Raw genomic sequence first — 24,639 nt, 5'->3', positions numbered from 1 at the left:
CGCTTGAAGATCGGGGTTGTAGAGGGCTCACCTATTGCAAGGAGAGTGTGACCCAAACGCCTCCTTGCACCCACGTGCCGGCGACACAGAGAGTCTTCACAAGGACTGACCATGAAACCATCCCAAAACTCTCCGGCCCTCCCATCTCAGAAGAGAGCAATAGATGAGGGGGGAGTTTCTCACCTTTTTGTTGCGCACCCATGCATCATCGCTTGCCCTGATCGATCGTGCCGGGCGGGAGCGCGCACCCTCGGCACGAAGAGGCGGGAAGCACGTGATCAGAAGACCACTCATTCCTCTGAATCACTATCTCTATAGAGGAGGGCGTGCCGCGACACGACTGGTCAAGGACAGCATCACCCATCTCACATTCATCTATTCTGCCTTCCCTGCTTCATCGTGGTCCCAGGGGCCCGGGGGCAGCGCCCCCGGCATGATGATATGGGAAGGCACGTCGGTCAGAATGGCCGCTCCCAATCGCAGGATCGTCACCGCCACCCCGCACCAGGGGAGGGGGAGGACACCACCTTTCCTCTCCTCATAGAGAGATCAAACGACAAAAAATTTCATCAAGAACATATCTCAAAACTCACTGTGGTTGAAAACCATCTTGAACTGAATTTTTTCGTACCTGAATTTCTAAACTCCATCCTCCCCCAGGGGGCTTGCCGCCCCCGGCACGGTGGAGTTGGAAGGCATGAAGCCATCGTTGGGCAACGAAGAGAGGGAGGATCTCTCCACCCCATTCAGTGCTCTCTTCTGAGAAGAGGGAGGACAGGAGAGTTTGGGGATGACTTCCAAACCAGATCACAGAATCAAGAACGCCCCTCTCAACTCTCCGCCTCCGTCTCCCTCTTCCTCTTCCCACTGAGGATGATCCCGATATTGGGGACGATGGTATAGACCGTGAAGTGACCGGCAAGACGGTGGCGTTCAGGCCCATAGGCACTTAACTGGACGAGGGTCTTTCTGATCTCTGTGAGTTCTTCTGCAATCTCGGGGCCGTCCTCTCCCTCTGCGGCCCGGTCGGCCAGGCGCTCTGCCGCCGGAAGGAGGCGCGCTTTCATCCCCTGGACCTCGGCCCTGTTCACCTCAAGGAGGAGCGCTCTGGAGTACCTCCCCTGCAGAGAACGGAGCACCACAAATTGTGAGAGGAGGAGCGGGACCACCGGGAGAAATGTCCTGAACCGTGAGATCCCCTCGACATCCAGGAGTCTGCCAAGGGTCATGCCAGGGAGCAGCATCGCCGAGACGATCAGGATCCCGGCGACCGCAGCGATCCCGCCGATCACCAGGAGGGCGACGAAGCCCGACCTGACCCCGCCGGCGATCCCGGCCTTGAGGTCATGGCGCAACCCGAGGACCCGCCCAAAAAATCCAGGCGAGTAAGGCTTCATATGCCAGATGGCAAGGTAAAAGGCGATGATCGCCCCCGACTGCACGGCGACGATCGCCGCCACGTGCCACTCGGTCTCCCCGGTTGCGGTGAGGACGAGGGCGAAGACTACGTCGAGCAAGTAGATGAGCCAGAACCCAGGGGCCAGGGGCTGACTGTTGATGAAGAAGAGGTTCCAGAAGACTTCGGCGACCGCATTCCGCCTGGACGTCACCGTTTCCTTGATCGCCCCGGCATCTCTGAGGTACCTCGTGTATTCGACCAGGTCCTCCCGGCGGGGTGCACCCTTGCCGCTCCCGCCCGAGGGGACGAACATAGCGAGAGGGTGGAACATATAGAGGTAGAAACTGGCCACAATCCAGAAGAGGAGAGCACCGTCGACGAAGAGAAAAAGTGCTGCAGTGGTGACGACGGCGAGGAGAAGAATAGAGGTTTCAACCCAGGTCCATCCTGGGGTCTTCTGCATCTCCTGGTGGTAGTCTTCCGCACTCCTGACCGCGTCTCGCACCTCATCCCTGAGGGCCGCAGCCTCCCCGGCGTACACGTCTCCCATACAAGAATAACTCCTTAATCTGGATTAAGGGTTTTCCTCCATTCTGCTCACCTTTCGGTGAAGACCAGGGAGGCGGAGTTGATGCAATAGCGCAGACCGATCGGCGGCGGACCGTCCTCGAAGACATGGCCAAGATGGGCACCGCACCGCGAGCAGAGCACTTCAGTCCGCACCATGCCATAACGCATATCTTTTCGTGTCGCGATGTTCAATTCAGAGACCGGCGCCCGGAAACTCGGCCACCCGGTGCCAGAGTCGAACTTCGCCTCTGAGAGAAAGAGGTCGGTGCCGCAGCAGACACAGCGGTAAACCCCCCCCAACTTCCAGGCATGGTATTTTCCGGTGAATGGCGGTTCGGTGCCCCCCTCTCTGGCGACCCTGAAGGCCTCTGGCATGAGTCGCTGCCGCCACTCGTCCTCTGTGAGCCGGCACCGTGCCACCGTCCTCACCGTCCCCGAGGCGGCGTCATAGATCCTGACCTCGTCCATCGCCCACCTTCAAGCGGAGGAGGGAGATAAGGATGCCGGTACTTATACCGGCCTCTTGATCTCTCTGAGGATAAGGGTGAAGGTGAGATCCTTGCCAGCAAGGGGGTGGTTGGCGTCCACGACCACCCAGCGCTCGGTCACCTCCTTGATCGTGACCAGCGAACTCTTCCCGTTCTTGAGACTGACTCTCGCGATCCCTCCGGGGACCGGTTCTTCAGGGAGGTTGAGTTTCTTGCGCCTGATCCTGAAGACCAGTCTTCTCTTGTACGGACCATAAGCCCTTTTTGCCGGGAGGAAAATGGTCTTGGTCTCTCCAGGGGCCATCCCGACCAGTGCTTCCTCAAAGGCCGGGTTGACCATCCCCTCACCGATGGTCACTTCTTGCGGTGCCTCAGAGTGGTCGAAGACGGTGCCGTCCTCAAGGGTGCCAGTATATTCGACAAGGACGAGATCGCCCTCTGCTGCCCTCTCCATGCCTCTCAGGTGCGGCGGGCCGGCGCATAAAGGTGCGGTGCGGACGAGGACGTATGGGAGTCCCCCCTATCCCCTCCAGCACACGACCGGTCGGAGACCGTGTGGAGCCAAACTATGATAAACTGGCTATGGAGCAATCCTCATAATGGTGCTCTCTAGCAGGGGAGGTGGGCGTGCCGTCCCCCCGCAACACGATAGATCGTAGAACTGCAACCCCATCTTCATCCCAGGGGTCCGGGCGGCACTCGCCCCCGGCGCGATTCGATATAAGAAAGCAAATGAGTCACACTCAACCAGGAATTGGTGGGGAGTTGCCAAAGAGCCCATTTTCGAACCGTAAGCAAAGGGAACATCAGAAGAACAGAAGTTCTTCGATGAACCCAGGCGCATATAGAGCGAGGACACAAGCAGGTCGCGCCTGCATCACAAATTGGCAAGAGTTTCTATGGAGCCATAATTTTATGTATTCTGGTGATGACTGAAACCCCAGTCTCTCCGGTTCCGGGACGCAACCCGACCGGTGGAGAGGTGGTGAATATGCGTACAAAAACCCTTCTCCTTACCCTAACGCTGTGTATCCTCTGTTCAGCGCCTGCCGCGTCGGCAGTGCTCCTTGAGGTCACAGAAAAAGGGACCATCACGGCACTTGATGCCGAGAACGGTACAATGACCATCCTGCCTGATGCCAGGTATGCCTGCAACTACTCGGCAACCCCGCCATGCGGGTGGGAGGCGATGAACGAAAGTGCCAAGGTCAACGGCACTGTCCCGGACCCCGCGGTCTTCTCGGTCTTCGAGGTCGGCGATACGGTTGAGGTCACCTCGCTTGGCGGCGAGGGCGGGCCGTGGATCGCCGTCGGAAAACTGGTAGCCTCTGAGGGCACCTGGTATGCAAGCGAGATCGTCGGCGACCTGGCAACCCTGCCCGCTCCATTGGTCGGCAACTACTCCCTCACCTATGAAGCGGTCCCTGACTGCGCCAACTGCACCGGGTCGGTCTGCCCGGCCACCGCGATGAACATCACCGTCATGAGCGAGGGGATGACCGTCTTTGAAGACCTCGTCGAGCCCGGTGGAGAGTTGATGTACAATGGAAGAAACGACAACTCAAGCGTCCTGATCACCTTTATTCAGGGAGAAGCCCCGTCTTCGGCCTGTACCAATGTCCCCGCGGTGAGCGGCCCACAACCGGTCTCGGTCTTCCTGGTCCACGTGAACCCGCCGATCGGGTTCGAGACCGAGAATGTCTCTGCCCAGACGACCGTCCCGGCCACGACCACCACGACCGCCCAGGCCTCGTCGAGCGCCCTGGTGGTGCCCCTAACTGCAGGTCTCCTGGGCTGTGCCGCTGCGCTCAGGCAGCGCTAAATCTTTTTTTAATTGGCTCTGTAGAAAACCTCATTTTTTCTTGGTTCGAGTATGATTCAACCGCCTTCCCCTATCTTGTCGCCGGGGGCGAGTGCCACCCGGACCCCCGGGATGAAGATAGGGTGGGGGGGCAGGATGGACGAAGATGAAGAGGGGATTGCCGTTCCCCGCCTCTCCTGGACCCGGGGGGTTAGGGGGGCGGCCAGCCCCCTGCCAAGATGGCTATCTAGAGGAATTCTACAAAGCCTTTTAATTATTTAAACCAGGAGAAGAGAGGCCCTGGTGTGCGCGCGGGACGGAGGTCAAGATTTCACAATCTCTCTCCAAGAACTCCGGTCCCCCTCATCAAGCCCGCTCTTCATCCCGGAGGAACGAGTGAGAGATCGGCCCCCCTCAGCGCAGAACTTTCACCGCCGTCTCTCCCCAGAGGAAACCCCGGACCCCCCACGGACCAAGGATGGGCGGGCGGCACTGAGGCGGTGGCTCTCTGTGGTGCCCTGCTCTAAAGGCGGAGCAGGGATCACCCACCCACTCGATTTCATATCTCTGGCTCTGTAGAAACCCTCTGGATCTCTCTGGCCGGGGACGGCAATCCCTCTTCAGGGAGTTCAAATATGCCTTCCCTGCCCAATTTTCTTCCCGAAAGTCAGGGAGCAGTGGCATGGCCGATGGGGAAGGCGGTCCTGTCGCGCTCAGCCCCCAGGACCGGCGAGAGTTTTTTTCAGCGCAAAAAAAGAGATTAATAGTCCTCGAGACGGTCCAGTTCGTCCTCATATTCATCGGCCGGATCTTCCCCGCCCTGCCAGAGATCGTCCTCATAACACTCTGGACAGACCTCGTGCGGCCAGGTATCGGTCCTGAAAGTACGCTCGCAGTAGGGACATATCCGGGTATACGCCCGCCTACAGGCGGGACAGAACACTTCCTCTCCGTTTTCCAGAGAATGGGGAATAAACCATTCCCCACAGAGTTCGCAGCACACGCGCTCAGGCGTTGAGACCCCGGCACCCCCGGCAATCCCCCCAGATTGTGACGGTTCACAGGGATACGCACCATTATCTTCTCTAATCTTGCGTGGCATCTTCATGTACTTCTCGAATTTACCGCGATTTTAAATTTTTCCATCTCACGACCCAGAGAAGGCCATGAGGGTACCACAGATCACGAAGAGGGGAGATTGTGGTGCGAGACCTCTGGGTCCGAGAGAACATGAGAGAGAAAGCCCTGTAGAATTCAGCATGAGGCGAGATCACGCCCCACGCATACGAGATGATAATTTCCTGTTGCTGGACCATTCTTTTTTAAGACAGGAGAATCGGGGAGGGCCTTGTTTCATCGCCGCCCTCACCTATCCTCATCATCGGGGATCCTGAGGAGATCTCCCCAGGCGAGACAGCGGGGAAGACTCCTCAATTGAGGACGGCACGTCGGATCATCACGCCTTCCCATACTTCGTGCTGGCAGCGACCCCATAACCCCCATGATGAAGACAGGGTCGGGAAGGCAGAGAAGAAAACCATTTAGAAGAGGTATTTTTCCCTGCGTATCACCCTTGAGGAATCCTGAAGAGAGAAAGTCACCATACAATCCCTGATAATCAATTATCGCCTCTGTAGAAATCGTCTTGATGAATCTCTCTGGCGGGGTATGGGAAGGCAGGGAAATGTATGAGTACGCAACAGAGAGAGGGGGCGCCCCACCATCTCTACTGTTATCTTCTGGGAAGGGGAGGGTCGGGGAGTTCTGGGATGAACGCATGGTAAATTCTCACAGAGATTCTCTGTGGGGGGGCGTGCCGCCCCCTACCCCCCACACGCGACAAGTCGAGGACACAACCCCTGTCATGCCCATCCATCGTGGTCCAGGCGGTCCGGGAGATCCGGGTGGTCATGCCTGTACACAGAAGGGTCGAGGAGTTTTACAACGCTGAATTTCTGGGATAAATGGATGGGAGCCAGGCGAGGACTCGCGTCCCCGACACTTCGGGGACCAGGGACTACCCTGGATTTTCACGGTGAATCCGCTCATACTCTTCACCCCATAACCCCACGAAATTCAATCTCTCGATGGTTCTCCTGTGAATTCACACTCCCCCAGAACCGATAAGTGCGAAATTTTTCGGAGTTTAAGGAAGGTATTTTTATTCTCTCACCAGACAGTAGCCTGATAACCATGCGTACGCGCACATTCGTCCTCTGTACCGCTCTCATGGTGCTCGTGGCCGCCTGCGTCTGGAGCGCCAGCGCCGCAGTCGCCCCCAACACCACTGACGAGCGGCTCATCCACGCCTCAGGTACCGGCGAAGTGACGACGACTCCCGACCGGGCCGTCATCTCCTTCGGCGTCGAGACCAAGGACACCGACCCGAAAGCCGCCCAGGCGGCAAACAGCCAGGCGATGAACAAGGTGATCAACGCCATCAAGGCCGCAGGGATCGCCTCTGAAGACCTCAAGACCACCGGCTACAACATCTGGGCCGAAGAACCCGACAACGACAAGCCGTTCAGGAGCAAGGCAGTGATCTACCATGTCACCAACACCCTCCAGGTCACCCTCAAGGACGTGGACCGGGCCGGTGAGATCATCGACATTGCCGTTGCAAACGACGTTAACCGTGTCAACGGGCTGTATTTCACCCTCAGCCCAGAGAAAGAACAGACACTCAGGGCCGACGCACTCACCCAGGCCGTCACCCATGCACGGGCAGACGCCGACGCCGTGGCGACCGCCGCAGGCGTGACCATCACCGGGACAAAAGAGATCACCATCGGCGGCACCTATGTCCCGTACTATGAGCGCAGCTTCAACGCACCAATGGCAATGGACGCTGGTGCCAGAATGCCGACTCCGATCGAGGTCGGCGAGGCGAAGGTCACGGCATCAGTCTCCGTCTCATATCTCTGTGCCTGAACACATCCCATTTTTTTGCCCTGAAGAGATCCTCATGACAGCTCCCTGCAACGAGGAGCGTGCCATCAAAGACTTTCAACCGCCTCAACTCCTTCCAGTCATCCCCTCAGTTTCCCACGTAAAGAGTGAGGCAAGGACGGCAGCACTCTCTTGATGGTCATCGATTCTGCCTTCCCGGCCAAAGGGGCAGGAAGGCGGGCGACACACGTCTCACCTACACAAGAGGTGAGGGTTTCTACAGAGCCGATCTTCGTGCTTTGTAGAACCAGGGATGAGCCCCCATCTCACGCATACTGGATGAACATGGTCATGGGTCTCCAGGGCATGTGGATCTGTGCTCCCCCTCCAGAGCGGGACACCATGGGGGCATGGGGGGAAAACGTCTCATTGCTGCCCCGCCCTTATCCTCGGGGGGGTCTCGGTGCAAGATAGCAGAAAAGATTCAGCGATTGGAGACGGCTGATTGCCTGGAGAAAAATTTTCTCCCCTATGTATCAGCCTCAGTGGGGTTTTATGGGTGCAAATTCTCATGCAAACCTTAAGAGATAATCTTCAGGATCATTTTCATGGTAACCCCCCAGATGATTCTCTTAGAGAGAGAGAGGACGACAATGCCCCCCTCATGTTCGTCTATTGTGCCTTCCTGCCCCATTATTAATAAGGAATTCTACAGAACCGATCTTCAATAGACCATAAAAACGCAGGGGAGTCTCGCTCATATCCGGACCTGGTGAGAGGGAGGGCTATAAAGCCCCATTTTTCCTCAAACACAAAACCTATAGAAGAGGCCCCCCTCTCTTCTCCCATGTACACAATCACCGAGGTCTACAACAACATCCCCTTCGACCCGGCGCTCAGGACTGCCAAAGGCTTCTCATGTTACATCGAAGAGGCCGCCCTCCTCTTTGATACCGGCGGCGACCCCGCCATCCTCTCGGCCAACCTGAAGACACTCGGGATAGACCCTGCCGACATCCAGACCCTCGTCCTCTCCCACGACCACTGGGACCATGTCGGCGGGCTCCAGGCAGTCCTCGGCCGCAACCCCGACCTCACCGTCTGCATCCCCGACACCTTCTCGGAAAAGACCAGAGTGGCGGTGGCCGCGGCAGGCACCGTCGTGGTCATCGACGGGTGGCAGGAACTGGCGCCAGGCCTCTTCACCACCGGGCCATGCGGCGAGCATCCTGCTGAGCAGTCACTCGCCCTCAGGACCGAGCAGGGCTACCTCCTCGTCACCGGGTGTGCTCATCCCCACATCGGCGAGATCATCAGGAGCGTCGGGAACCATGGCCCGGTCATGGGCGCGATCGGCGGGTTCCACTCAGTCTCTGATGACGACCTTGACGTCCTCACAACTCTCGTCTATCTCTCTCCATCACACTGTACAGAAGGAATAGAGACAATCAGAGAGATAAATACCAGAGCATTCAAGCAAGGAGGGGCGGGCCAGCGACACCGGTTTTCCTGATCCCTGTGTCTAAGAAACATATATATATAATATCATAGAGATGGAGGGATGGTCCATCCGTGGGTGGCCGGACATCCCACCCGGGGTGACGACCAGACATCTTCATTCCACTCAAACCCTCTATAAATCCGAGAGTAAACACCATACCGGTGTGTGTTGGCAGGGTGTCAGACCTGCCAACCTTTTTTTTCCTCCGCACAAACTATATATGAACATCAGTCAGAATTTCCCATGAATAGGAAAAATCAGAACGAAAACCAGAGAATACACATAATTATAAGGGACTCATAAAAATGGAACGGAGTATTGGATTTAAAGAGAGAAGATACATCGAGGAACTCCGCATTCTCACCAAATCAGTGGCATATGACTGCCTCATCGACGACCGGTTCGACCGGGTGATCTACGTGATCAAACCCGGTGACATGGGCCTTGCCATCGGAAAAAAAGGTGAAAACATCAGAAAAATGCAGAAAGTCCTCGGGAAGCGGATCGAGATGGTCGAATACGCCGAAGACAGGGGGGGGTTCATCGCAAATATCCTCAGACCTGCGGAGGTCAAAGAAATCAGGACCGACGAATTGACCGGCAAACTCGAGATTGTGATACAAAAAAAGAGCGAACTCGGGATCGCAATCGGCAAAGGCGGCAGCACCGTGGAAAAAGCAAGGCTCCTGGTCAGACGTTTCTTCGGTGACGAAATCGGCGAGATCATCCCTCCCGTTGAAGAGGAGGTGCCGCAGGCATGAAAAACCAGGCAGTCCTTGAAGAACTCTGGAGTGTCATCAATGATCGGGCCGCCCATCCCTCGCCCGACTCCTATGTCAGTTCACTTCTCACCCACCGGAAAGGGATCGACAAACCCCTTGAAAAGGTAGGAGAAGAGGCGACCGAGTTCATCCTTGCCGTCAAGAACGGAGAAGATAACCGGACCATCGAAGAAGGTGCCGATCTCCTCTTCCATTTCCTTGTCGCCCTCAAAGCGGCAGAGATCGATATCGAGGACGTCCTCGGTGAACTGGCGGCACGAAGAAAATAATCCCACTTTTTGGCTCTGTAGAATCTGACATAAACCTTGGGCTCACACATACTGGATGAAAATAGTTCTGAACGGCACTTCAAGGTGTGGGGGAACCTTATTCTCACAACAGGCATCTGAAGGATACAGGGTCAGTGTCGCCACCGAAACCTCTCGCCACACGATAGATCGAGGACGATAAATCTCTTCAGGTCCATTGATTGTGCCTTTCCGCCAATCTTCATCGGTGGAGGACCAGGGGAGCGGCACGTCCCCCGGCGGAGGAGAAAGTGTAGAATTTCTAGAAGGATACACTTCAGTTCGAAGAGATGTTCACCCCAAGAGAGCTTGAGATATACTCCATGAAAATGGTCCCTAAGATCATCTCTTCTGGTTTGGATGAGAATCTGAACTCACCTGATCCGAGTGAAGTCGATATGCAGAGGATTAAAAACTCCTTCTGAATAATCGACCCTCTGCCTTCCCACCCCCATCATCATCCCGGGAGTCCGGGGGCAACGCCCCCGGCGCGAGCATGAATGAAGGCGGTTGAGTCACGCCTGCACCAAGATGAGATTAAAACCTCTACCCACCCCTCAAAACCCGGTTCTCGCTTTTTTCGACGGGGTATAATTCCTCTTCCAGATGGAGCGACCGAGGGCACCATTCAGTCGCTGCCTGCCTCTGCCATGAAGGAACCCGGACGGCGACGGAAGACTCCAGAACGATCTACGCTGAAAAATATTTGCAATGCAACATGCCTCAAGGGGGCGCTCGCCTCACCACCCCTGCATGGTCCCTTCTCCCCTTCAAGGCGCACTGGTCACGAGAGATAGGTCGAGAGATCAACGAAATCAGGGAGTTCCTCCTCTTCAACCCCCGCCTTCTCGGCCACCACCTCCTCAATCGCGATCGGTGCCCCTGCCCTGAGAGCGATCGCGATCCCGTCGCTCGGCCGGCAGTCCAGACTCTCCTCCCCCTCCTCCCGCGACGAGGCAAGGGTGGCATAGAAGACGCCGTCCCGCAGGTCGTCGATGGTGAGCCCTCTCACTGTGATCCCGTACGACTCCAGCATCGCCACAAAGAGGTCATGAGTCCCCGGCCTCGGGAGAAGATCGTCGTTGAGCGCATTGTTGATCGAGATCGCCTCCCACAACCCGATATAGATCGGCAACGTCTTCCCGGAGGGCAGGTTCAACAGGACCGCAGGTACTGCCCCGCCAGCACTGGTGGTGAAGAACACCCCTCGTACACTCGCGTCCATGACTCCCATAAGCTACGAGATCATTTCCCCGCAGTTAAGAGTTGCGGCGGTCAGAGCCTCTTGACCTCACGCTTGAGGATCCCGATGCTCGCCACAAGACCCACAAAGATGTTGAAATAATAGAATATCATCCGCCAGAGAAGGACAAAGACACCGACAATCGCGGGATCTACAAAGATCCCATAGATCGAGGTGGCGCTCACCTCTGCAATCCCTGACCCCCCGGGCGTGAGCGGGATCATCATCAGGAGGGCAATGAGGATCTGGGCGATAAACGACTCCACAAAGAACGGCTCTTCCCCCAGGCCCATCAGGATGACCGAAGCAATGACAAATTCGATGATCCAGAAGAGCGCGGTGCACCCCATCCCTGCAATAAGTCCCACCTTTCCACGGCTCACAAACATCCCCAGACTCTCGTGGAAGTTGTCGACCTCGCTGTCGATCCTGGCAAGGAACGCACTCAGTTTTTCCGCGTTCCGCTTCCTCTTCCTCCGGTCCAACCAGAGCGAAATCCTCTTCAGCCACCCCTTCAGCACATGGGGATTTTTGAACAGGTAGAGCAGGAGCAGGACAAACGAGGCGATGACCACCCAGGACCCATAGATCAGCCCTGACTGCCCTGAGCCGATATCCCGCCACTGCTGGCCCAGCAGGAGCATCGAGATGATGCTGATGGCCACAAGGACGATGGCGTCCAGGATCCGCTCCATGATCACCACCGCCGTGGCGTCGCCAAGTTTCACTCCTGAACGGTAGAGTTCATGGACTCGTACCGGTTCGCCCCCGGCCTGCGAGGGGGTGATCCCGGCGATGAGCAGGTTTGCAAATACGGCGTTGAGACAGCCAAACAGTCCCACGCGGTACCCGAGCGACCTGGAGAGGACCTTCATCCTGAGCGCCCAGATCCCGAGGGCCAGAATGTGGGCGAGGAGGGCAATCAAGAGATACCAGGGGTTCAACCTGGAGAGATAGGTCAGCGTCCTCTCGTCGAAGGTGAAGTACAGGACAAGGACGAGCACGACACTGCTGAACCCAAGCGAAACAGCAAGCCACTTCCACTGCGATCTCTTCATTCGCCACCATTGCCCCCCATGTCAGGGAAAGATGCGGGGGAGTTCTGTTCCACTACGTTTATGGACCATAGTATAAACCCTTTGAGTCTCCAGAACAGAGAGAAAAGAGGATATGAATGAATTCAATCGGAAAAACGAGGAGATAGAAGGTTCATACGGTAAAGATATCTCTTCGCCCCAGGATTACAAAAAGACCAGCCTGCACCCCGGCATCAAGCCACCCGTACCCGTACGAATACCAGCCAAGTGCTTCTTCCAACCGTCCGTCCCCTGCACACCCTTGTCCCCGTGCCAGGGCAACTCCGCCAGTATCGGCGACCTCACAGGCTGCTCTGTACATCGGGGTCTCTGAATCGGGGGCCGGGGAGACCGAACCGGTCGCCTCGACAAGGAGGTGTTCATAGCGTGCAGTCTTCTCCTCAAGATGGGCACGGAGGTCGGGACCGGTCGAGGTGACAAAGTCATAGTCCATGGGCACCGTCCGCCCATGGTACAGCCCAAGATGGGCACCGGCGTCCAGCCACCCATATGCATAGGCAAAACTGGCATGGGCATTGACCAGGTCGCCCCTGCCCGCAAAGACTGTCCCGTCAGAGAGATATGAGGAGACCATCCTGAGAACACAGGCGCAGACTCTCGCATGAGCCGACCCCTCTGGAGGGGCAGGAGAAACCACAGAAAGGTCGGCGTCAAGGGCATCGTGCAACGACGAACTCATAGGCCAGCAAAGGTCTTGAGATATTCCTGTTCCATAAGATGGAGTGCTGCCGGAACGACAAGGATATGAAGCGGACCGCCGAAGTCCACTCCAGCCAGGTCGGCCGCATTCCCGGCCGCGACCACCGGCGCGGGCGAACCCGCCCTAGCCACCCCCACATAGAGGGGGATTGAAAGACCGCGTTCGGCAGCCATTTCCTCGAGGAGCACCACCGCTTCAGGGACTCGCATATACCGCTCAGGCTGGATGTCAAGATAGACGAGTGTGTGGAGGTTCTCGGCCATGTTCTGCTCGATCACCTCGATCGGGGTCTTGGGCGCCCATTTCCCATAGGGGAACGGCAAAGAGCACGACTTCCCGAAACGATAGTTCTGCAGCCCGGTAAGCCCACAGACCGCACTCACGATCGAAGCCCCATGGACAATCGAAGTCCTGACCCCCATCCTTTCGGCCCTGATCCGCAGATCGATATGTGTCGTCGAGACCATGGGGTCGCCCGCCGTAAGGAAGGCAACATCTGTGTCGAGCGCAAGCCTGAGAAAATCTTCAGGATGGCCCTCGACATCGTCCCTGGCCAGCGTCTGTATCTTCTTCCCAAAGAGGTCCTCCATCCTCTCAAGGGTCGTCCCGGTCAGGACCGAGGTATATGATTCAAGAAATACATAGTCGGCCCGCCGGATCTGCTCCAGCCCCTTGACCGACACATCATGCTCATCAAAGAGACCAAGCCCAATAAATGTCAGCATTACGTCTTCACTCCATAGATTTTCCGCGGACGATCAATTCCACGAGGGCGTCGACCACGGCCGTCGCCTCGTCGAGCCGCTGTGCCGAGAACGAGATGACCGGCGTTTCTTCAGGCACACCGAGCACCTCACGCACCTCTCCGTCGTCGGTCCTCAGGGGGAGGTCTTTTACATTTACGCCCACGACAAAGGGAGCACCGAGGGCCAGCACAGGCGCCAGCATCCCGCGCGCCCCCTCTAGATCCCCGTCTCCCGACCCGTCCACCATGAAGACGACCCCGGTGGCGTTGGTAAGCAGGTGCCTGATGATCGGCCCGAAGTGCTCCTGTCCTGGGGTGCCGAAGAGATTGACCTCAAAACCGCTACATGTCACTGCAGGGTTTCCAAAGTCCATCGCAACCGTCGTCGGCGTACTTGAAACTCCCTCCCGTTCAGAGGAGACCCACCGCTTCGAGACCGTCCTGATGAAAGTGGTCTTCCCAGCATCCACCGGACCGGTCACGACGATCTTCGGGATCTGCGGAACCAGGCGCCCGTCCCCATGGACCACAAAAGGGAGGGGGCGGGGTGGGACGTCTCTCCACGAGACCTCCTCCACCCTGAAAGTGCTCAGGAACATATGGCCCCCAAACCCCTCGCCAGCGGTCACCACCAGGTCGAAGGGCACCGCATCCAGCATGTCCCTGAGATGACAGGCATTATACAGGTTGAGATACTCCACAAAGAGCGTCACCTTTCGCATGGCACAGAGGTCGGCAAAGAGCCTGAGTGTCCGGGCCGTTCCGAGGGTATCACAGAGACGGTTCGGGTACAGGAAGACCGCATCAATGGAATACTCTTGCAGCACCATATCGATCCGCTCTTCCCATGCCCTGGCCTCACTCTCAGGAGTCGCCGTACGGAGGGCATCGATCTCCTCGAAGACGTGAGAGTCCAGGAAGTACAACCCCTCTCCCCCCCTGATCTCGTATGGGGTTCCCCTGGTCCCGGAAAGGAATGCGGGCCCGGTGGCATAGGGGATCACGACCAAGCAACGGTGCCCCTGCACCCTTGCGCACCTGAGGGTGCTGAACATGAACTGTTGTCCTTCCACCCCCATGCCAAGGGAAAAGAGGGCGCTCTTCCCCTCAGGAACCCCGCCGCCGATCATCCTATCAAAGGCCAGAATGCCTGTCCTGATCATGCTTCAATCACCACAAGTGCATTCCCCAAGATGCGGTAGCGGACATCCCTGACTACGACACCCCCTTTTGTCCTGAGGTCCAGCGTTCTGACCCCATCGCCGCCGTCTTCCTCAGAGATCCTGATGACCCCGTTCATCAACTGCTCAATGGTCGAGATGGTCTTCTCATCGACTGCCGCGGGGTTGAGCAGATAGACCGCGACCCCGTTCATCCGCCTCACCCTGGCCGAGAGGATATGGAAAAACCGGTAGATCGCCTCAAGTTTCGAATAGATGAGAAAACTCGAGAGAGAGTTGACACAGATCCGCACCCGCGGCACTTCCCCGGTCCCCGCCGCCGCTTCGATCTCCTTGATCTCTTCCAGGATCCTGGTGACCTTGATCCCCATCCCGGTCAGGTCCACCGGACTTGCCACGTACTTCACCTGGTCGCTGTCGGTGGCCGTGGGCTCCATCGTCCTGGTGATACAGTCGACGACCCAGAGACGGTGGCTATCTTCTCTTGAGAGTCCAAATGAATCTTTCACATCCAGAGCATCGCCGTCTGCCGAAATTACGATGGTATAGTCATTTTTCCCTGGATGAGTCAGTTGATATGCCAGGCGATCGGCGCCTGTAAAGGGAGGGGCGAGAAGGAGCAGGTTGGAGGCCGGGGGGATCCCTCCTGCGGTCTCGTCGATCGCCCTAATGCCAGTCTTGAACGGATCCATCTCAGACCAAACCTGTGATCAGATGTATGATCGCACCGATAAAAAATCCAAGCATGATCGTGTATGCCGACACTGCAAGTGTGATCTTGGTCCCCACCTGTTTGAGGAGGACGGCGATGGTGGAGATGCAGGGAACGAAGAGGACGCTGATCACGGCAAAGGTGTAGAGCTGCACAGAGGTCATCACCGCGGCAAGGTCGGTCGTCCCGGCCAGGACCGCAAGCGTCTCGAAAGCCATCTCCTTCCTGAGGATCCCAAAGAGGAGGGCGGTGGATGCATAGGCCGGGAGACCGAGCACCCCTTCTGAGATGGGGGCGACCGCCGTGGAGAAGGCGCCGACATACCCGAAATAGTCCAGCGCCCCAAGGACGATACTCCCGACCAGGAGGAGAGGCATGGCGATAAAGAGGAACTCCTTGATCCGCTCCCACGACTTGCGCAGCACAAGGATCGGGTCTGGACGGCGGAGAGGGGCCATCTCGAGGATCATGCCGTACTGCCCACCAGGGATGTACTTCGCAAGGACATACCCGGTGAGCAGGATGAGCGCCATGACGATGAGGTAAACTGAGAGGGCCGCACCTATCCCTACAAAGGCGGCGACGATCCCGGCGATGATCACGGTCCTTGCCGAGCAGGGAACCATCGTGATAAGAAAAGCGGCGATGGTCTTTTCCCGGCCGCTCCGCATCTGCCCGGCCGCCATGACCGCAGGGACATTGCACCCAAAGGCCATTACCATCGGGATGAGGGCGCCCCCGTGAAGCCCAAGGTGGTGCATTGCCCGGTCGGCAAGGAAGGCGGCCCTGGTCATGTAGCCTGAGTCCTCGATGATCGAGAGGAGGATGTAGAAGATGAAGACGAACGGGAAGGCGATCCCAAGCCCTGCCACGACCGCAAGAAGGGCGGCATGGCCGAGAGTCTCCGCAAGTGGAGGGAGACCGAGGGCAAGGAACGGATCGATGATATAGAGGTTGAAATTCTCGACGATCAGTTCTTCAAGGAACGATCCGGCGATAAAGACCGTGATCAGCATCGAAAGAAGGACCAACACCAGGATCGGGATGCCTGGAAAGGCCTTCGTCAGGAGACGGTCGAGAGAGAATCGTCGGTCGGGTTCTTGAGCGCCGACGACGGATTCGATGATCCGACGGGCACAGAGATACCGGTTTGCGGCGATGATCTGGTCGGGGGCCATATGGTTTCTGGCCTCGATCTCGTCTGCGATCGTCTGCGCCCCTTCAAGGAGGACAGGGTCGTCCCCGATCCCCTGGAGGGCCTGGAGGACCTGGAGCCTGGAGGCTCCATAGAGTTTCTCCAGGCTCCTGATCCCGGCCTCGACCTGGGGGTTGTATGGGACCGAGAGGGTGGCGGTCTTTGCTTCGCTCAGGACCGCCGGGATGATCTCGTCCACATTTTTCCCTTCGGTGGCAGCGGTCTCGATGACTGGCAGGCCCCCGAGGAGGGTGGAAAGACGTACGCGGTCGATGGAGATCCCCTGGGCCGCGGCTTCGTCGGTCATGTTCAGGACAACGACGGTCGGGATCCCATATTCAGCCACCTGAAGGAGGAGGTAGAGGTTACGCTCAAGCCTGGTCGCGTCGAGGACGGCGACAATGACTTCCGGGGACTCGGTCATCAGGTAGGTCCTGACCAGTTCTTCTTCGACCGAACCGCCGTCCAGAGAATAGACCCCAGGGAGGTCGATGACTTCGATCGAGGACTGGTGATAGCAGAGTGTCCCCTGCATCAACTCGACGGTGGTCCCTGGATAGTTGCTTACTTCAACCCCGAGCCCGGTGAGCTGGTTGAAGATGAGCGATTTGCCGACGCTCGGGTTCCCGACAAGCGCACACCTCATCCTGTTCTCTCCACAAAGATGGTCGATGCGACTTCAGGAGAGAGGGCGATGTCGGCGCCCATCACCCCGACCACGAGGGCGTTGTTGTGGAGTTTACGCCGGACTGCGATCTCGCGTCCGGGGATGAGTCCAAGGTCGATAAGCCGCCTGTTCCGGCCGATGCACTGGATTACGGCGACCTTCACGGTCTCTCCCTCCGAACAGTCCAGGAGAGGGCGGCGTCCATTGGGCGTGGCACCTACCGGGCAGGCGGCGGCCCTGGGGCCGCGCCGGTGCCGTAGTCCCCGGCGCGCCGGGGGCAGATCGCCATGCGGGTCCTCGATATATGAGGAGAGACGGTCGATGGCCTCGTCTGAGACGGCATGTTCAAGGATGCAGGCTTCTTTTGAGGCAGCACCGACGTCCATTCCGAGCATCTCATGGAGAAAACACTCCAGTACCCGGTGCTTTCTCAACACCACCTCCGCGGCATCGTGTCCTGGCGGGGTCAGCAGATAGCCGCCGTCCTCGTTTCTGAGGTATCCTTCCTCGGCCAGCACCCTGACTGCAGTCGTGACCTCCGATGAAGCCGCCTCCACCACCTCGTCGATCTCTCTTTCGGTGACAGGGCGCTGATGTTCCTGCACCAGAGTGAGGACCGCCTCAAGACAGTCTTCCCGGACGGAAGAATTCATACCTACATTTTTAGAGGTCTCGTATCTTATGGATTTGCTTCTCTGCAGGGCGCGAGGCGGGTGTTTTTTCAAGGTGCATTCAAAGATCGTCCCTTTTAAATCCCAATTCTGGAAAATCGGCCATGACGCAAGAACGAATTTCAGGGTTCGATAGAATGACCTATAAAATTGGCCCTGTAAAAATCCTCACTTTTTTTGGATTGAATATGATTCAATCGCCTCCCCTCATCTTTTCGCCGGGATCAAGTGCTGCCCAGACCCCAGGATGAAGATAGGGCGGGAAGGCACTCTCAATGACCATGGAGAGCGTAATGCCGTCCGCCACCAATCACTCGCGCGGGGGGACAGGGTGCGTGCCGCCCCCTGCCAGAGATCGCCGCCAGGAGGGTTTTTACACAGCCCTCTAAACAGAGAAACCACACCTGTACTTCACAACCCGAGGGCATGGCCATGACTTCTCTCAGGTCCCGAACCGGCGGGCCCTGGACTGATAGTCCCTGATCGCCCTGAGAAAGTCCACTTTTCTGAACCACTTCCAGTTCACGTCAAGGAAGAAGAGCTCGGAATAGACTGACTGCCAGATGAGAAAGTCGGTGAGATAATTGCCGCCAGTCTTGATCACCAGGTCTGGCATGCAGGTGAAGGTGAGGTGGCGTTCGATCATCTCCTCATTGATCTCATCAGGCGCTGCCCCTTCCCTGGCGATCTCTCTGATACATGCGGTGATCTCCTCGCGCCCGCTCATCCCGACGGCGACGGTCACCTCCATCCCCTCGCCGATGGTCTCGACGGTGTCTGCATAGTGGAGAGTGAGTCTGGCGATCTCTCCGATCCTCCGGATCGTCGGGAGACACCCTCTGATCTGTTCAGGTTGGTCGGTGGAGATGTGGAAGGTCGTCCCCTGGATCCCCACCTCCCGGCACCACCCGGTCGCCTCAATGATCTTTTCTGGCGCTTCGAGCATGTCCTCTCCGGTGATCATAAAGCAGATCTGCTCAGGGGGCCTGTTAAGATCCCTGAGAAGGAGGCGTTCGTAGAACCACCGGATCATCCGCGCCACTCCATCAGGTCCACAAGAGACATGGTATTGAGGATGTCACCCGCCCCACACCATCCCCGGCGCGCGAGGGTGACCCCGTGCCTTATATGGTCGAGATCAGAGGGGGCGTGGGCATCAGTCCCGATTGCAAGTTTCACGCCCCTCTCTTGGGCCTGCTTGATATAAATATCATCCAGATCGAAGCGACCAGGGGAAGCGTTGATTTCCAGAGCCTTTCCATTCTCTGCCGCGGCACCAATGACCCGCCCCATATCAAGGGCGACCGGTGGGCGTCGGCTGATGACCCGCCCCGTCGGATGGCCGATGATATCGACATGCTCTTTCTCGATCGCCGTGATCACCCGTCGGGTCATCACGTCCTCCGCCTGGCCGAAGCCAGAGTGAACTGAAGCAACGACCAGGTCGCAGTCCTGCAGCACCCTGTCAGGGAGAGCAAGTCTCCCGTCGGCGAGGATGTCCACCTCGACGCCAGCAAGGAGGGTGCATCCTGATCCCAAGGTGCGGTTCACTTCCCTGATCGCCTGGTGCTGACATGCGAGTCTGTCGGCGTCAAGACCATGGGCGATCCCAAGGCTCGCAGAGTGGTCGCTGACCAGAATATATTCATAGCCCCTCGACTCCCCGACCAGTGCGATCTCGTCCAGACTCATCGAACCATCGCTCCACTCTGAATGGAGATGGAGGTCGCCCCTGATCTCCTGCGCCTCCACGACTCGGGGGAGATGCCCGGCAAGGGCCAGGTCCACCTCGCCGCGGTCTTCACGCAGTTCAGGGGGGACCAGGACCATACCGAGGGCGGTAAAAACCTCGTCTTCGGTCCCAAAACTCCTGAGTTCCCCGGTCGTCTGGTCGGTCAGGCCGTACTCGTTGAGGCGCATGCCCCCTGACCTGGCAACTTCCCTGAGTCTGATATTGAAGCCCTTCGAACCGGTGAGGTACAGGAGCATCGCCCCGAGGTCTCCAGATGTCGAAAACCTGACATCGATCCGTATCTCATCGATCCTGACCGAGATCTTCTTCTCTCCGGCGTCGATCACCTCGTCGGCGATCCCCTCGAGGGCCAGTGCGGTCTCGGCGGCCGGAGCAAGGGTGACGACGTCAATGTCCCCGATGGTGGACCGCCCGCGCCGCAGGCTCCCGGCCACCCATGCCTCCCCAGGTATGACCAAGAGCACCCGCTCTGCCAGGCGTTCGGCCTCGGTCATGCTCATCCGCGTGGACACCTTTCTGGCGGCAGCGACCGCCCTGAGGATCTCGTCCTCCTTCTTCTCCCCAAACCCCCTGAGCCCCCTGATCCGGTGTGCCCTGGCGGCGGTTTCGAGGTCGTCGATCCCTGTCACCCCAAGTTCTTTCCAGAACCTGTGGACAGTCTTTGGGCCGACGCCCCGGAGATTCAGGAGGGCGGGAAGCCCAGGCGGCGTCGCCTCGCGGAGACGTACCTGTTCCTGGCAGGTGCCGGTCTCGACGATCTCCGCGATATTCCCTGCAATCACCTTCCCTATCCCGGGAAGCGCCTCAAAGTCGTCGTCGTCCATCCCTGCGACCGGTCGGCCGAGGTGCCTCACCGTCTCCGCGGCCCTGGCATAGGCCCGCACCTTGAAGGGGTTCTCACCGTGGACCTCAAGGAGATCGCCGATCTCGGCGAGCACCCCCGCGACCACCTGATTGGTCACGTCCATGTATGGGGAGTCGTATGCTGGATATTTATGCAGTGCGGCGCCCTCGAAAAAACCAGGTATAGACCGTGCCGGGCAGATCGTCATCCCGGCGATCGGGTGGCACTCGCCCGCGGCAAGAGAGATGAGAAGAAGACACATCATGCATCTGGATCACCAAATCGCCTTCCCAGGAGGGCATGGACCCATGCCCCCCGCGTCCTCAAACAAGGGTGTAGGTCTCGGCCCCACCCCGGTAAAAGACCGCTCTCTGAACCTCGCCGACCCCGGTGAGGTCGAGGTTCATCACTCCAGTCGAGTCTGGCAGCAGGGCGGAGAGGACGACGCCGTGTCCGTCCCCCCAGTCTTCAATGACGATCTCGCCGTTGACGAGAAGAGAGGTCCATGCAGTCTCGGGTTCGACCGAGAGGGTGAGGGTAGAGGTCGGGTTCTCGTACCCGCTGATCCAGATCCCGCCAGATCCGATTGCACCCGCCCCAATAACCTCATCGTTGACCGAGACCTGAATGTCAGGGAACTCGAAGGTGGTGATGGTAGCCTCCGCAAGATGGAGCATACCCTTCTGGTCTCCCATGAGGGTGAGTTCGACCCGGTCGCCCTGAACGAGGGGGAGGTAATCCTCACCGACCTGGAGGTATGACCAGGGACCGGTGACGGTGAAGGCAAATGTCCCCTCAAGTGTGCCGTCCTTGGGCGGGGAGGTGACCAGGGTGATCTCCTTTCCCTTTACAGGCAGTGCCGTGACCATGATGGTCCTGGATGCAGTGTCGGCCCCGGCACTGTTCCTTGCCGTGAGAATGACGGTATAGGTGTCGGGTGCGCTATAGGTGTGCGCCGGGTTCTGCCAGGACGAGGTCTCTCCGTCGCCAAAGTCCCAGGACCAGGAGGTCGGCGACCCTGTGGAGAGGTCGGTGAACTGGACAGTGAGGGGGGCCTCTCCTACGATCTGGTCAACGGTGAAGTTGGCCTCGATCCCGGACAGGCCCTGACAGAAGAATTCGACTGGCCGCCGATCAAAGGTGGAAGAGGACCATTCCAGATGGAATACAGCCTCGCCTTTGTTCTCAAACATGATTGTCCTGATCCGGTGGGCCCCAGCAGGGAGATTGACTGCCGCACTCATTTCGTGTACCTGGTGATAGTCCCAGTTGTCGATCAGAGGTTCGTCGCTCTCCGTAACTGCATCCAGCCAGAGTTTCGATCCGTCGTCTGAAGTCAGATAAAACGTGTATGTGTCGTCTGTCGGCACGATGACGTATCCCTCGTAGATCACACTGAACTGGTCCTGTTTCCCGATCATCGACTGGGGCCAGTCATATTCGTCGGTTTCAGCCATGATCCAGGAGGTCGTGTTGGCTTTTTGGTCTGCAAACCAGATCCTCCGGTCGACCCTCTGGACCGATGTGCCGGTAAAGCCTATGGTCGGGTAATAGGTTCCTGTGATGCCAGGGGAGACACACTGGTAGACCATGATATATCCAGTCCTGGCGAGAATGTCTGACCCTCCGGAGTTCGTGACCGTGAGGTTGACGGTGTAGATCCCAGGATCAGTATAGGTATGGAGGGGATGCTGCTTGGTCGAGACCTTCCCGTCCCCAAAGTCCCAGGACCAGGAGGTCGGCGACCCTGTGGAGAGGTCGGTGAACTGGACAGTAAGAGGTGCGGAGCCTGTCGTCAGGTCCGCGGCGAAGTGTGCGACGAGAGGCGACGGGCTCGGGGTGGGGGTCGGCACTATCGTTGGCGTCATGGGGGGAGTGATCGTCGGGCCCGGAGATCTGCCGCCGCCGTCCCTGAGGGTATGGAGGAGCCATCTGCTCCCGTCCTCTCCCACGCCGTCGCCGACAATCCTGATATCGGCCGGTTTGTGCCGGCTTTCGAGGCCAAGGACCAGGATCTCTCCATTTGTCCAGGTCGTCCACGCTCCAGAACCCTCAAGAGTGGTGAATGCGTCAGTCAGGTCTCTGCCGTCGACGAGGATCTGGAAGTGTCCCTTCTCCAGAGGGTCGCCGCCATCATGACAGAGGACGATGCGCCCGTTGACCAGGGCATCGTCGTCAAGGTGTACGAGCGTCGCTGGAGGGGCGCTGCCCGGGTGAATGGAGAGTAGGGTGAGCCCGAAGACTGCGGCAGCGGCGACAAAGACCGCAATGAGCAGGACCGCAGCGATCTCTTCTGAGACTGCCTCTTCATGATCCCTATCCATTCCGTCTCCTCCCCGTGTCAGTATGCCGGCCATACCTGTACGGTCACGCGGTCCCTGGCCACTTGGGCACCGGTGTGGTCATAGGCGACGACCGCGAGAGTGACCTCCCTGCCCGTCATCTTCTTGAGTTGCCCATAGTTGCTGACGATATCAGCATAGAACTCTCCGTCCCCACCCCGTATTGCAGGGTATACCCCCTCGATGAAGATCTCCCCTTCTGAAGATTCAAGGACGAACTCCACCTCCTCGATCGCCTCACCAGTCGCTCTCGCCCTGACGGTCGAAGAATACTTCGGGTGCCCTGAGAAGACCATATGGCCGCCGTCAGAGGGTGTCTCGATCTCAATACCTGGAGTGCCGGGCTCTGGGCCCGGCCCTGGCCCCGGACCAGGCCCAGGCGTACTTCCACCCCCGTCCACGACAGTGGCGATGGTTCCTTCGGCCCATGGCTCAGCGATCACCGTCTCACCCTCTCCTATGAGTACAGTGACGACGACGCGGCCGCCCGGTTCTCTGTCGGCATAGGTCAATCCCTCCCCGACCGACCAGGCACCGTCCCCCTCAAGGAGGAACCGATCGGTCCTGTCGACGAGGCCGTCCCCCGCGTCCACATAGAGGTGGTAGGTGCCAGACGCCAGAGGGTCGCCGCCTTCGTGGACCAGGACAAAGGTACCGTCAGAAGTGGTCCCGGCAGTGAGGGAGACCGCCGGGACTTCGGCCCCCGAAGGAGTGGAGAAGAGGAGGGCGGCGACGACCGCCACCCCGGCGACACTCAGAGCGATGAGCAGGACGCTTGCGACCACCTCTGAGATCCCTTCTTCTCCCCTCATGTCCATCACTCGATCCTCGCCGCCGCCCCATGGAGGGAGGCATAGAAATCTGCCCTGTGGACATGGAGAGAGACATCCTTGTTCTCACCATGGTCGGGGCCGTCGATGAAGACAGAGGCGACATTGCCGTCGTGTGTTACCTGATACCACTCCTCAGGAACCCCTTCTCGCGCGGGCGCCTCTCCCAGGACCCGCGTCCAGGCCACCGTGCGCTCCGGATCGTCACTTCTGATGCTGAGACGCACCCATGCTACAGGGGCGTGGTCGCCATATGGTCTCTGATCGCCTGGCATCTCCTGCAACCGCGTTTCGAGCCGTACCGGTCCAGGGCCGCCGACGAGTCCGGACCCTCTGAGATGCACCGGGGTGATGCTCACCGACGCACTCGTCCGGGCAAGGTCAGAGACAGCAAAGAGAGGAGCAAGCCTGACCGTCGTCCCGCCATCCTGGGCGAGGAAGACTCCCCCCATCTGGTAGGTCCAGGTCTGGTCCACCCAGTAGCGGTTCTCTGAACAATATTCAAGGGCGCCGAGCGGGATCTCCCATCCTTGAGGGTGGTCGCTGGTCTTGATGACGAGGACGTCGCCCTCTCTGATGCTCAGGGATCCTGCAGATGCCGTCGGCGAGAGGAAGGGAAGCCATCCGTTCGGTGCCGTGGCCTGACCGGTCCCAAGGTCAAGTGCGGTGGAGACAGGGACGGTAACAGCGTTGTTTATCCAGAGCGAATCGAGTGCGAGTTTATAGTCGAGAAAAAAGTCCTTGACCCCGTTCATATGCACGATCTCGTCACTGCGTCCCTGTGCGGGGACGGCATAGGCCTGGTAGACGGTGAGTGCGAGCATGAGGACACCAAGGAGGAGGACAAACCCCACCACTTCAGAGAGTCCCTCCTCGTCCTGTCTCGGGATCATGGTACCGATGTACATCTATGGGATATTTATCCTTTTCAAAGGGGTACAT

General features: G+C 58.3%; 23 protein-coding genes. 5 read left to right on the top strand and 18 right to left on the bottom strand.

The window, feature by feature from the left end:
- Positions 1 to 830 precede the first annotated feature (830 nt).
- Genes J2129_RS12245 through J2129_RS12235 form a run of 3 tightly spaced genes read right to left on the bottom strand, consistent with a single transcriptional unit; the run spans position 831 to position 2,911 of the window.
- On the bottom strand, positions 831 to 1,949 hold the full coding sequence (locus J2129_RS12245; RefSeq protein ID WP_209631125.1) for a hypothetical protein: 1,119 nt from the start codon (positions 1,947 to 1,949) through the stop codon (positions 831 to 833).
- 47 nt (positions 1,950 to 1,996) lie between these two features.
- On the bottom strand, positions 1,997 to 2,437 hold the full coding sequence (msrB, locus tag J2129_RS12240; protein WP_209631124.1) for a peptide-methionine (R)-S-oxide reductase MsrB: 441 nt from the start codon (positions 2,435 to 2,437) through the stop codon (positions 1,997 to 1,999).
- 42 nt (positions 2,438 to 2,479) lie between these two features.
- The gene (locus J2129_RS12235; protein ID WP_209631123.1) at positions 2,480 to 2,911 is read right to left on the bottom strand and encodes an FKBP-type peptidyl-prolyl cis-trans isomerase; all 432 of its coding nucleotides are present in this window, start codon (positions 2,909 to 2,911) and stop codon (positions 2,480 to 2,482) included.
- 537 nt (positions 2,912 to 3,448) lie between these two features.
- Here J2129_RS12235 and J2129_RS12230 point away from each other — a divergent pair.
- On the top strand, positions 3,449 to 4,279 hold the full coding sequence (locus tag J2129_RS12230; protein WP_209631122.1) for a hypothetical protein: 831 nt from the start codon (positions 3,449 to 3,451) through the stop codon (positions 4,277 to 4,279).
- 739 nt (positions 4,280 to 5,018) lie between these two features.
- Here J2129_RS12230 and J2129_RS12225 read toward each other — a convergent pair.
- Entirely contained in the window at positions 5,019 to 5,201 is a 183-nt protein-coding gene (locus tag J2129_RS12225) for a hypothetical protein (protein WP_209631121.1), read from the bottom strand.
- A 422-nt stretch (positions 5,202 to 5,623) separates the two neighbouring features.
- The gene (locus J2129_RS12220) at positions 5,624 to 6,037 is read right to left on the bottom strand and encodes a hypothetical protein (RefSeq protein ID WP_209631120.1); all 414 of its coding nucleotides are present in this window, start codon (positions 6,035 to 6,037) and stop codon (positions 5,624 to 5,626) included.
- 414 nt (positions 6,038 to 6,451) lie between these two features.
- On the opposite strand from J2129_RS12220, the gene J2129_RS12215 reads away from it, so the two are divergent.
- The 4 genes from J2129_RS12215 (at position 6,452) to hisE (ending at position 9,699) form a co-directional block, all read left to right on the top strand.
- The gene (locus J2129_RS12215; protein WP_209631119.1) at positions 6,452 to 7,189 is read left to right on the top strand and encodes an SIMPL domain-containing protein; all 738 of its coding nucleotides are present in this window, start codon (positions 6,452 to 6,454) and stop codon (positions 7,187 to 7,189) included.
- Between the two features lie 805 nt (positions 7,190 to 7,994).
- Entirely contained in the window at positions 7,995 to 8,660 is a 666-nt protein-coding gene (locus J2129_RS12210; protein WP_209631118.1) for an MBL fold metallo-hydrolase, read from the top strand.
- Positions 8,661 to 8,953: 293 nt separating this feature from the next.
- Entirely contained in the window at positions 8,954 to 9,409 is a 456-nt protein-coding gene (locus J2129_RS12205; protein WP_209631117.1) for a NusA-like transcription termination signal-binding factor, read from the top strand.
- Positions 9,406 to 9,699 carry a phosphoribosyl-ATP diphosphatase gene (hisE, locus tag J2129_RS12200; RefSeq protein ID WP_209631116.1) on the top strand — a complete coding sequence of 98 codons (294 nt, stop codon included), beginning with the start codon at positions 9,406 to 9,408 and terminating at the stop codon, positions 9,697 to 9,699. Before J2129_RS12205 ends, hisE begins: the two co-directional genes overlap by 4 nt.
- Positions 9,700 to 10,501: 802 nt before the next feature.
- On the opposite strand, the gene J2129_RS12195 is transcribed toward hisE, so the two are convergent.
- From J2129_RS12195 to J2129_RS12125, 13 genes are all read right to left on the bottom strand, one after another.
- Positions 10,502 to 10,951, bottom strand: coding sequence for a bifunctional nuclease family protein (locus J2129_RS12195; protein ID WP_209631115.1), 450 nt, complete (start codon positions 10,949 to 10,951; stop codon positions 10,502 to 10,504).
- A 41-nt stretch (positions 10,952 to 10,992) separates the two neighbouring features.
- Entirely contained in the window at positions 10,993 to 12,018 is a 1,026-nt protein-coding gene (locus tag J2129_RS12190) for a flippase-like domain-containing protein (protein ID WP_209631114.1), read from the bottom strand.
- Between the two features lie 151 nt (positions 12,019 to 12,169).
- A complete protein-coding gene (locus J2129_RS12185) occupies positions 12,170 to 12,736 on the bottom strand; it encodes a DUF357 domain-containing protein (protein WP_209631113.1) in 567 nt (188 codons plus the stop codon).
- A complete protein-coding gene (gene dph5, locus J2129_RS12180; RefSeq protein ID WP_209631112.1) occupies positions 12,733 to 13,482 on the bottom strand; it encodes a diphthine synthase in 750 nt (249 codons plus the stop codon). Before dph5 ends, J2129_RS12185 begins: the two co-directional genes overlap by 4 nt.
- 7 nt (positions 13,483 to 13,489) lie before the next feature.
- Positions 13,490 to 14,665, bottom strand: a complete 1,176-nt coding sequence (locus tag J2129_RS12175; protein WP_209631111.1) for an ADP-ribosylation factor-like protein — start codon at positions 14,663 to 14,665, stop codon at positions 13,490 to 13,492.
- Positions 14,662 to 15,375, bottom strand: coding sequence for a hypothetical protein (locus J2129_RS12170; RefSeq protein WP_209631110.1), 714 nt, complete (start codon positions 15,373 to 15,375; stop codon positions 14,662 to 14,664). Before J2129_RS12170 ends, J2129_RS12175 begins: the two co-directional genes overlap by 4 nt.
- Before the next feature lies 1 nt (position 15,376).
- Complete coding sequence (gene feoB, locus J2129_RS12165) at positions 15,377 to 17,236, bottom strand: ferrous iron transport protein B (protein ID WP_209631109.1); 1,860 nt, start codon at positions 17,234 to 17,236, stop codon at positions 15,377 to 15,379.
- Positions 17,233 to 17,910: a metal-dependent transcriptional regulator gene (locus J2129_RS12160; protein ID WP_209631108.1), complete on the bottom strand. Its 678-nt coding sequence runs from the start codon at positions 17,908 to 17,910 to the stop codon at positions 17,233 to 17,235. The genes feoB and J2129_RS12160 overlap by 4 nt, the downstream gene beginning before the upstream one ends.
- Positions 17,911 to 18,370: 460 nt before the next feature.
- Positions 18,371 to 18,961, bottom strand: coding sequence for an undecaprenyl diphosphate synthase family protein (locus tag J2129_RS12155; protein WP_209631107.1), 591 nt, complete (start codon positions 18,959 to 18,961; stop codon positions 18,371 to 18,373).
- Positions 18,958 to 20,790 (bottom strand): DNA polymerase/3'-5' exonuclease PolX, encoded by a 1,833-nt coding sequence (gene polX, locus J2129_RS12150; protein WP_245320772.1) that lies wholly within the window; start codon positions 20,788 to 20,790, stop codon positions 18,958 to 18,960. Before polX ends, J2129_RS12155 begins: the two co-directional genes overlap by 4 nt.
- 58 nt (positions 20,791 to 20,848) lie before the next feature.
- Entirely contained in the window at positions 20,849 to 22,849 is a 2,001-nt protein-coding gene (locus J2129_RS13070) for a PKD domain-containing protein (RefSeq protein ID WP_245320770.1), read from the bottom strand.
- A gap of 17 nt (positions 22,850 to 22,866) precedes the next feature.
- Positions 22,867 to 23,685, bottom strand: coding sequence for a type IV pilin (locus tag J2129_RS12130; protein ID WP_209631106.1), 819 nt, complete (start codon positions 23,683 to 23,685; stop codon positions 22,867 to 22,869).
- Entirely contained in the window at positions 23,685 to 24,605 is a 921-nt protein-coding gene (locus J2129_RS12125) for a hypothetical protein (RefSeq protein WP_209631105.1), read from the bottom strand. The genes J2129_RS12130 and J2129_RS12125 overlap by 1 nt, the downstream gene beginning before the upstream one ends.
- Between the last annotated feature and the right edge of the window lie 34 nt (positions 24,606 to 24,639).

It is taken from the genome of Methanofollis sp. W23, from assembly GCF_017875325.1.
Classification (GTDB): domain Archaea; phylum Halobacteriota; class Methanomicrobia; order Methanomicrobiales; family Methanofollaceae; genus Methanofollis.
Note: the sequence above shows the minus strand (reverse complement) of the source record. Positions and strands in the feature narration are given on the sequence as shown.

Excerpts from the sequence above, each read along its gene's own strand:
- J2129_RS12175 (WP_209631111.1), bottom strand. The coding sequence starts at position 14,665 with ATGATCAGGACAGGCATTCTGGCCTTTGATAGGATGATCGGCGGCGGG.
- J2129_RS12235 (WP_209631123.1), bottom strand. The coding sequence starts at position 2,911 with ATGGAGAGGGCAGCAGAGGGCGATCTCGTCCTTGTCGAATATACTGGC.
- J2129_RS12125 (WP_209631105.1), bottom strand. The coding sequence starts at position 24,605 with ATGTACATCGGTACCATGATCCCGAGACAGGACGAGGAGGGACTCTCT.
- J2129_RS12195 (WP_209631115.1), bottom strand. The coding sequence starts at position 10,951 with ATGGGAGTCATGGACGCGAGTGTACGAGGGGTGTTCTTCACCACCAGT.
- dph5 (WP_209631112.1), bottom strand. The coding sequence starts at position 13,482 with ATGCTGACATTTATTGGGCTTGGTCTCTTTGATGAGCATGATGTGTCG.
- J2129_RS12190 (WP_209631114.1), bottom strand. The coding sequence starts at position 12,018 with ATGAAGAGATCGCAGTGGAAGTGGCTTGCTGTTTCGCTTGGGTTCAGC.
- msrB (WP_209631124.1), bottom strand. The coding sequence starts at position 2,437 with ATGGACGAGGTCAGGATCTATGACGCCGCCTCGGGGACGGTGAGGACG.
- J2129_RS13070 (WP_245320770.1), bottom strand. The coding sequence starts at position 22,849 with ATGGATAGGGATCATGAAGAGGCAGTCTCAGAAGAGATCGCTGCGGTC.
- feoB (WP_209631109.1), bottom strand. The coding sequence starts at position 17,236 with ATGAGGTGTGCGCTTGTCGGGAACCCGAGCGTCGGCAAATCGCTCATC.
- J2129_RS12205 (WP_209631117.1), top strand. The coding sequence starts at position 8,954 with ATGGAACGGAGTATTGGATTTAAAGAGAGAAGATACATCGAGGAACTC.
- J2129_RS12220 (WP_209631120.1), bottom strand. The coding sequence starts at position 6,037 with ATGCGTTCATCCCAGAACTCCCCGACCCTCCCCTTCCCAGAAGATAAC.
- polX (WP_245320772.1), bottom strand. The coding sequence starts at position 20,790 with ATGATGTGTCTTCTTCTCATCTCTCTTGCCGCGGGCGAGTGCCACCCG.
- J2129_RS12170 (WP_209631110.1), bottom strand. The coding sequence starts at position 15,375 with ATGGATCCGTTCAAGACTGGCATTAGGGCGATCGACGAGACCGCAGGA.
- J2129_RS12185 (WP_209631113.1), bottom strand. The coding sequence starts at position 12,736 with ATGAGTTCGTCGTTGCACGATGCCCTTGACGCCGACCTTTCTGTGGTT.
- J2129_RS12130 (WP_209631106.1), bottom strand. The coding sequence starts at position 23,685 with ATGGACATGAGGGGAGAAGAAGGGATCTCAGAGGTGGTCGCAAGCGTC.
- J2129_RS12155 (WP_209631107.1), bottom strand. The coding sequence starts at position 18,961 with ATGATCCGGTGGTTCTACGAACGCCTCCTTCTCAGGGATCTTAACAGG.
- hisE (WP_209631116.1), top strand. The coding sequence starts at position 9,406 with ATGAAAAACCAGGCAGTCCTTGAAGAACTCTGGAGTGTCATCAATGAT.
- J2129_RS12210 (WP_209631118.1), top strand. The coding sequence starts at position 7,995 with ATGTACACAATCACCGAGGTCTACAACAACATCCCCTTCGACCCGGCG.
- J2129_RS12245 (WP_209631125.1), bottom strand. The coding sequence starts at position 1,949 with ATGGGAGACGTGTACGCCGGGGAGGCTGCGGCCCTCAGGGATGAGGTG.
- J2129_RS12215 (WP_209631119.1), top strand. The coding sequence starts at position 6,452 with ATGCGTACGCGCACATTCGTCCTCTGTACCGCTCTCATGGTGCTCGTG.
- J2129_RS12160 (WP_209631108.1), bottom strand. The coding sequence starts at position 17,910 with ATGAATTCTTCCGTCCGGGAAGACTGTCTTGAGGCGGTCCTCACTCTG.
- J2129_RS12230 (WP_209631122.1), top strand. The coding sequence starts at position 3,449 with ATGCGTACAAAAACCCTTCTCCTTACCCTAACGCTGTGTATCCTCTGT.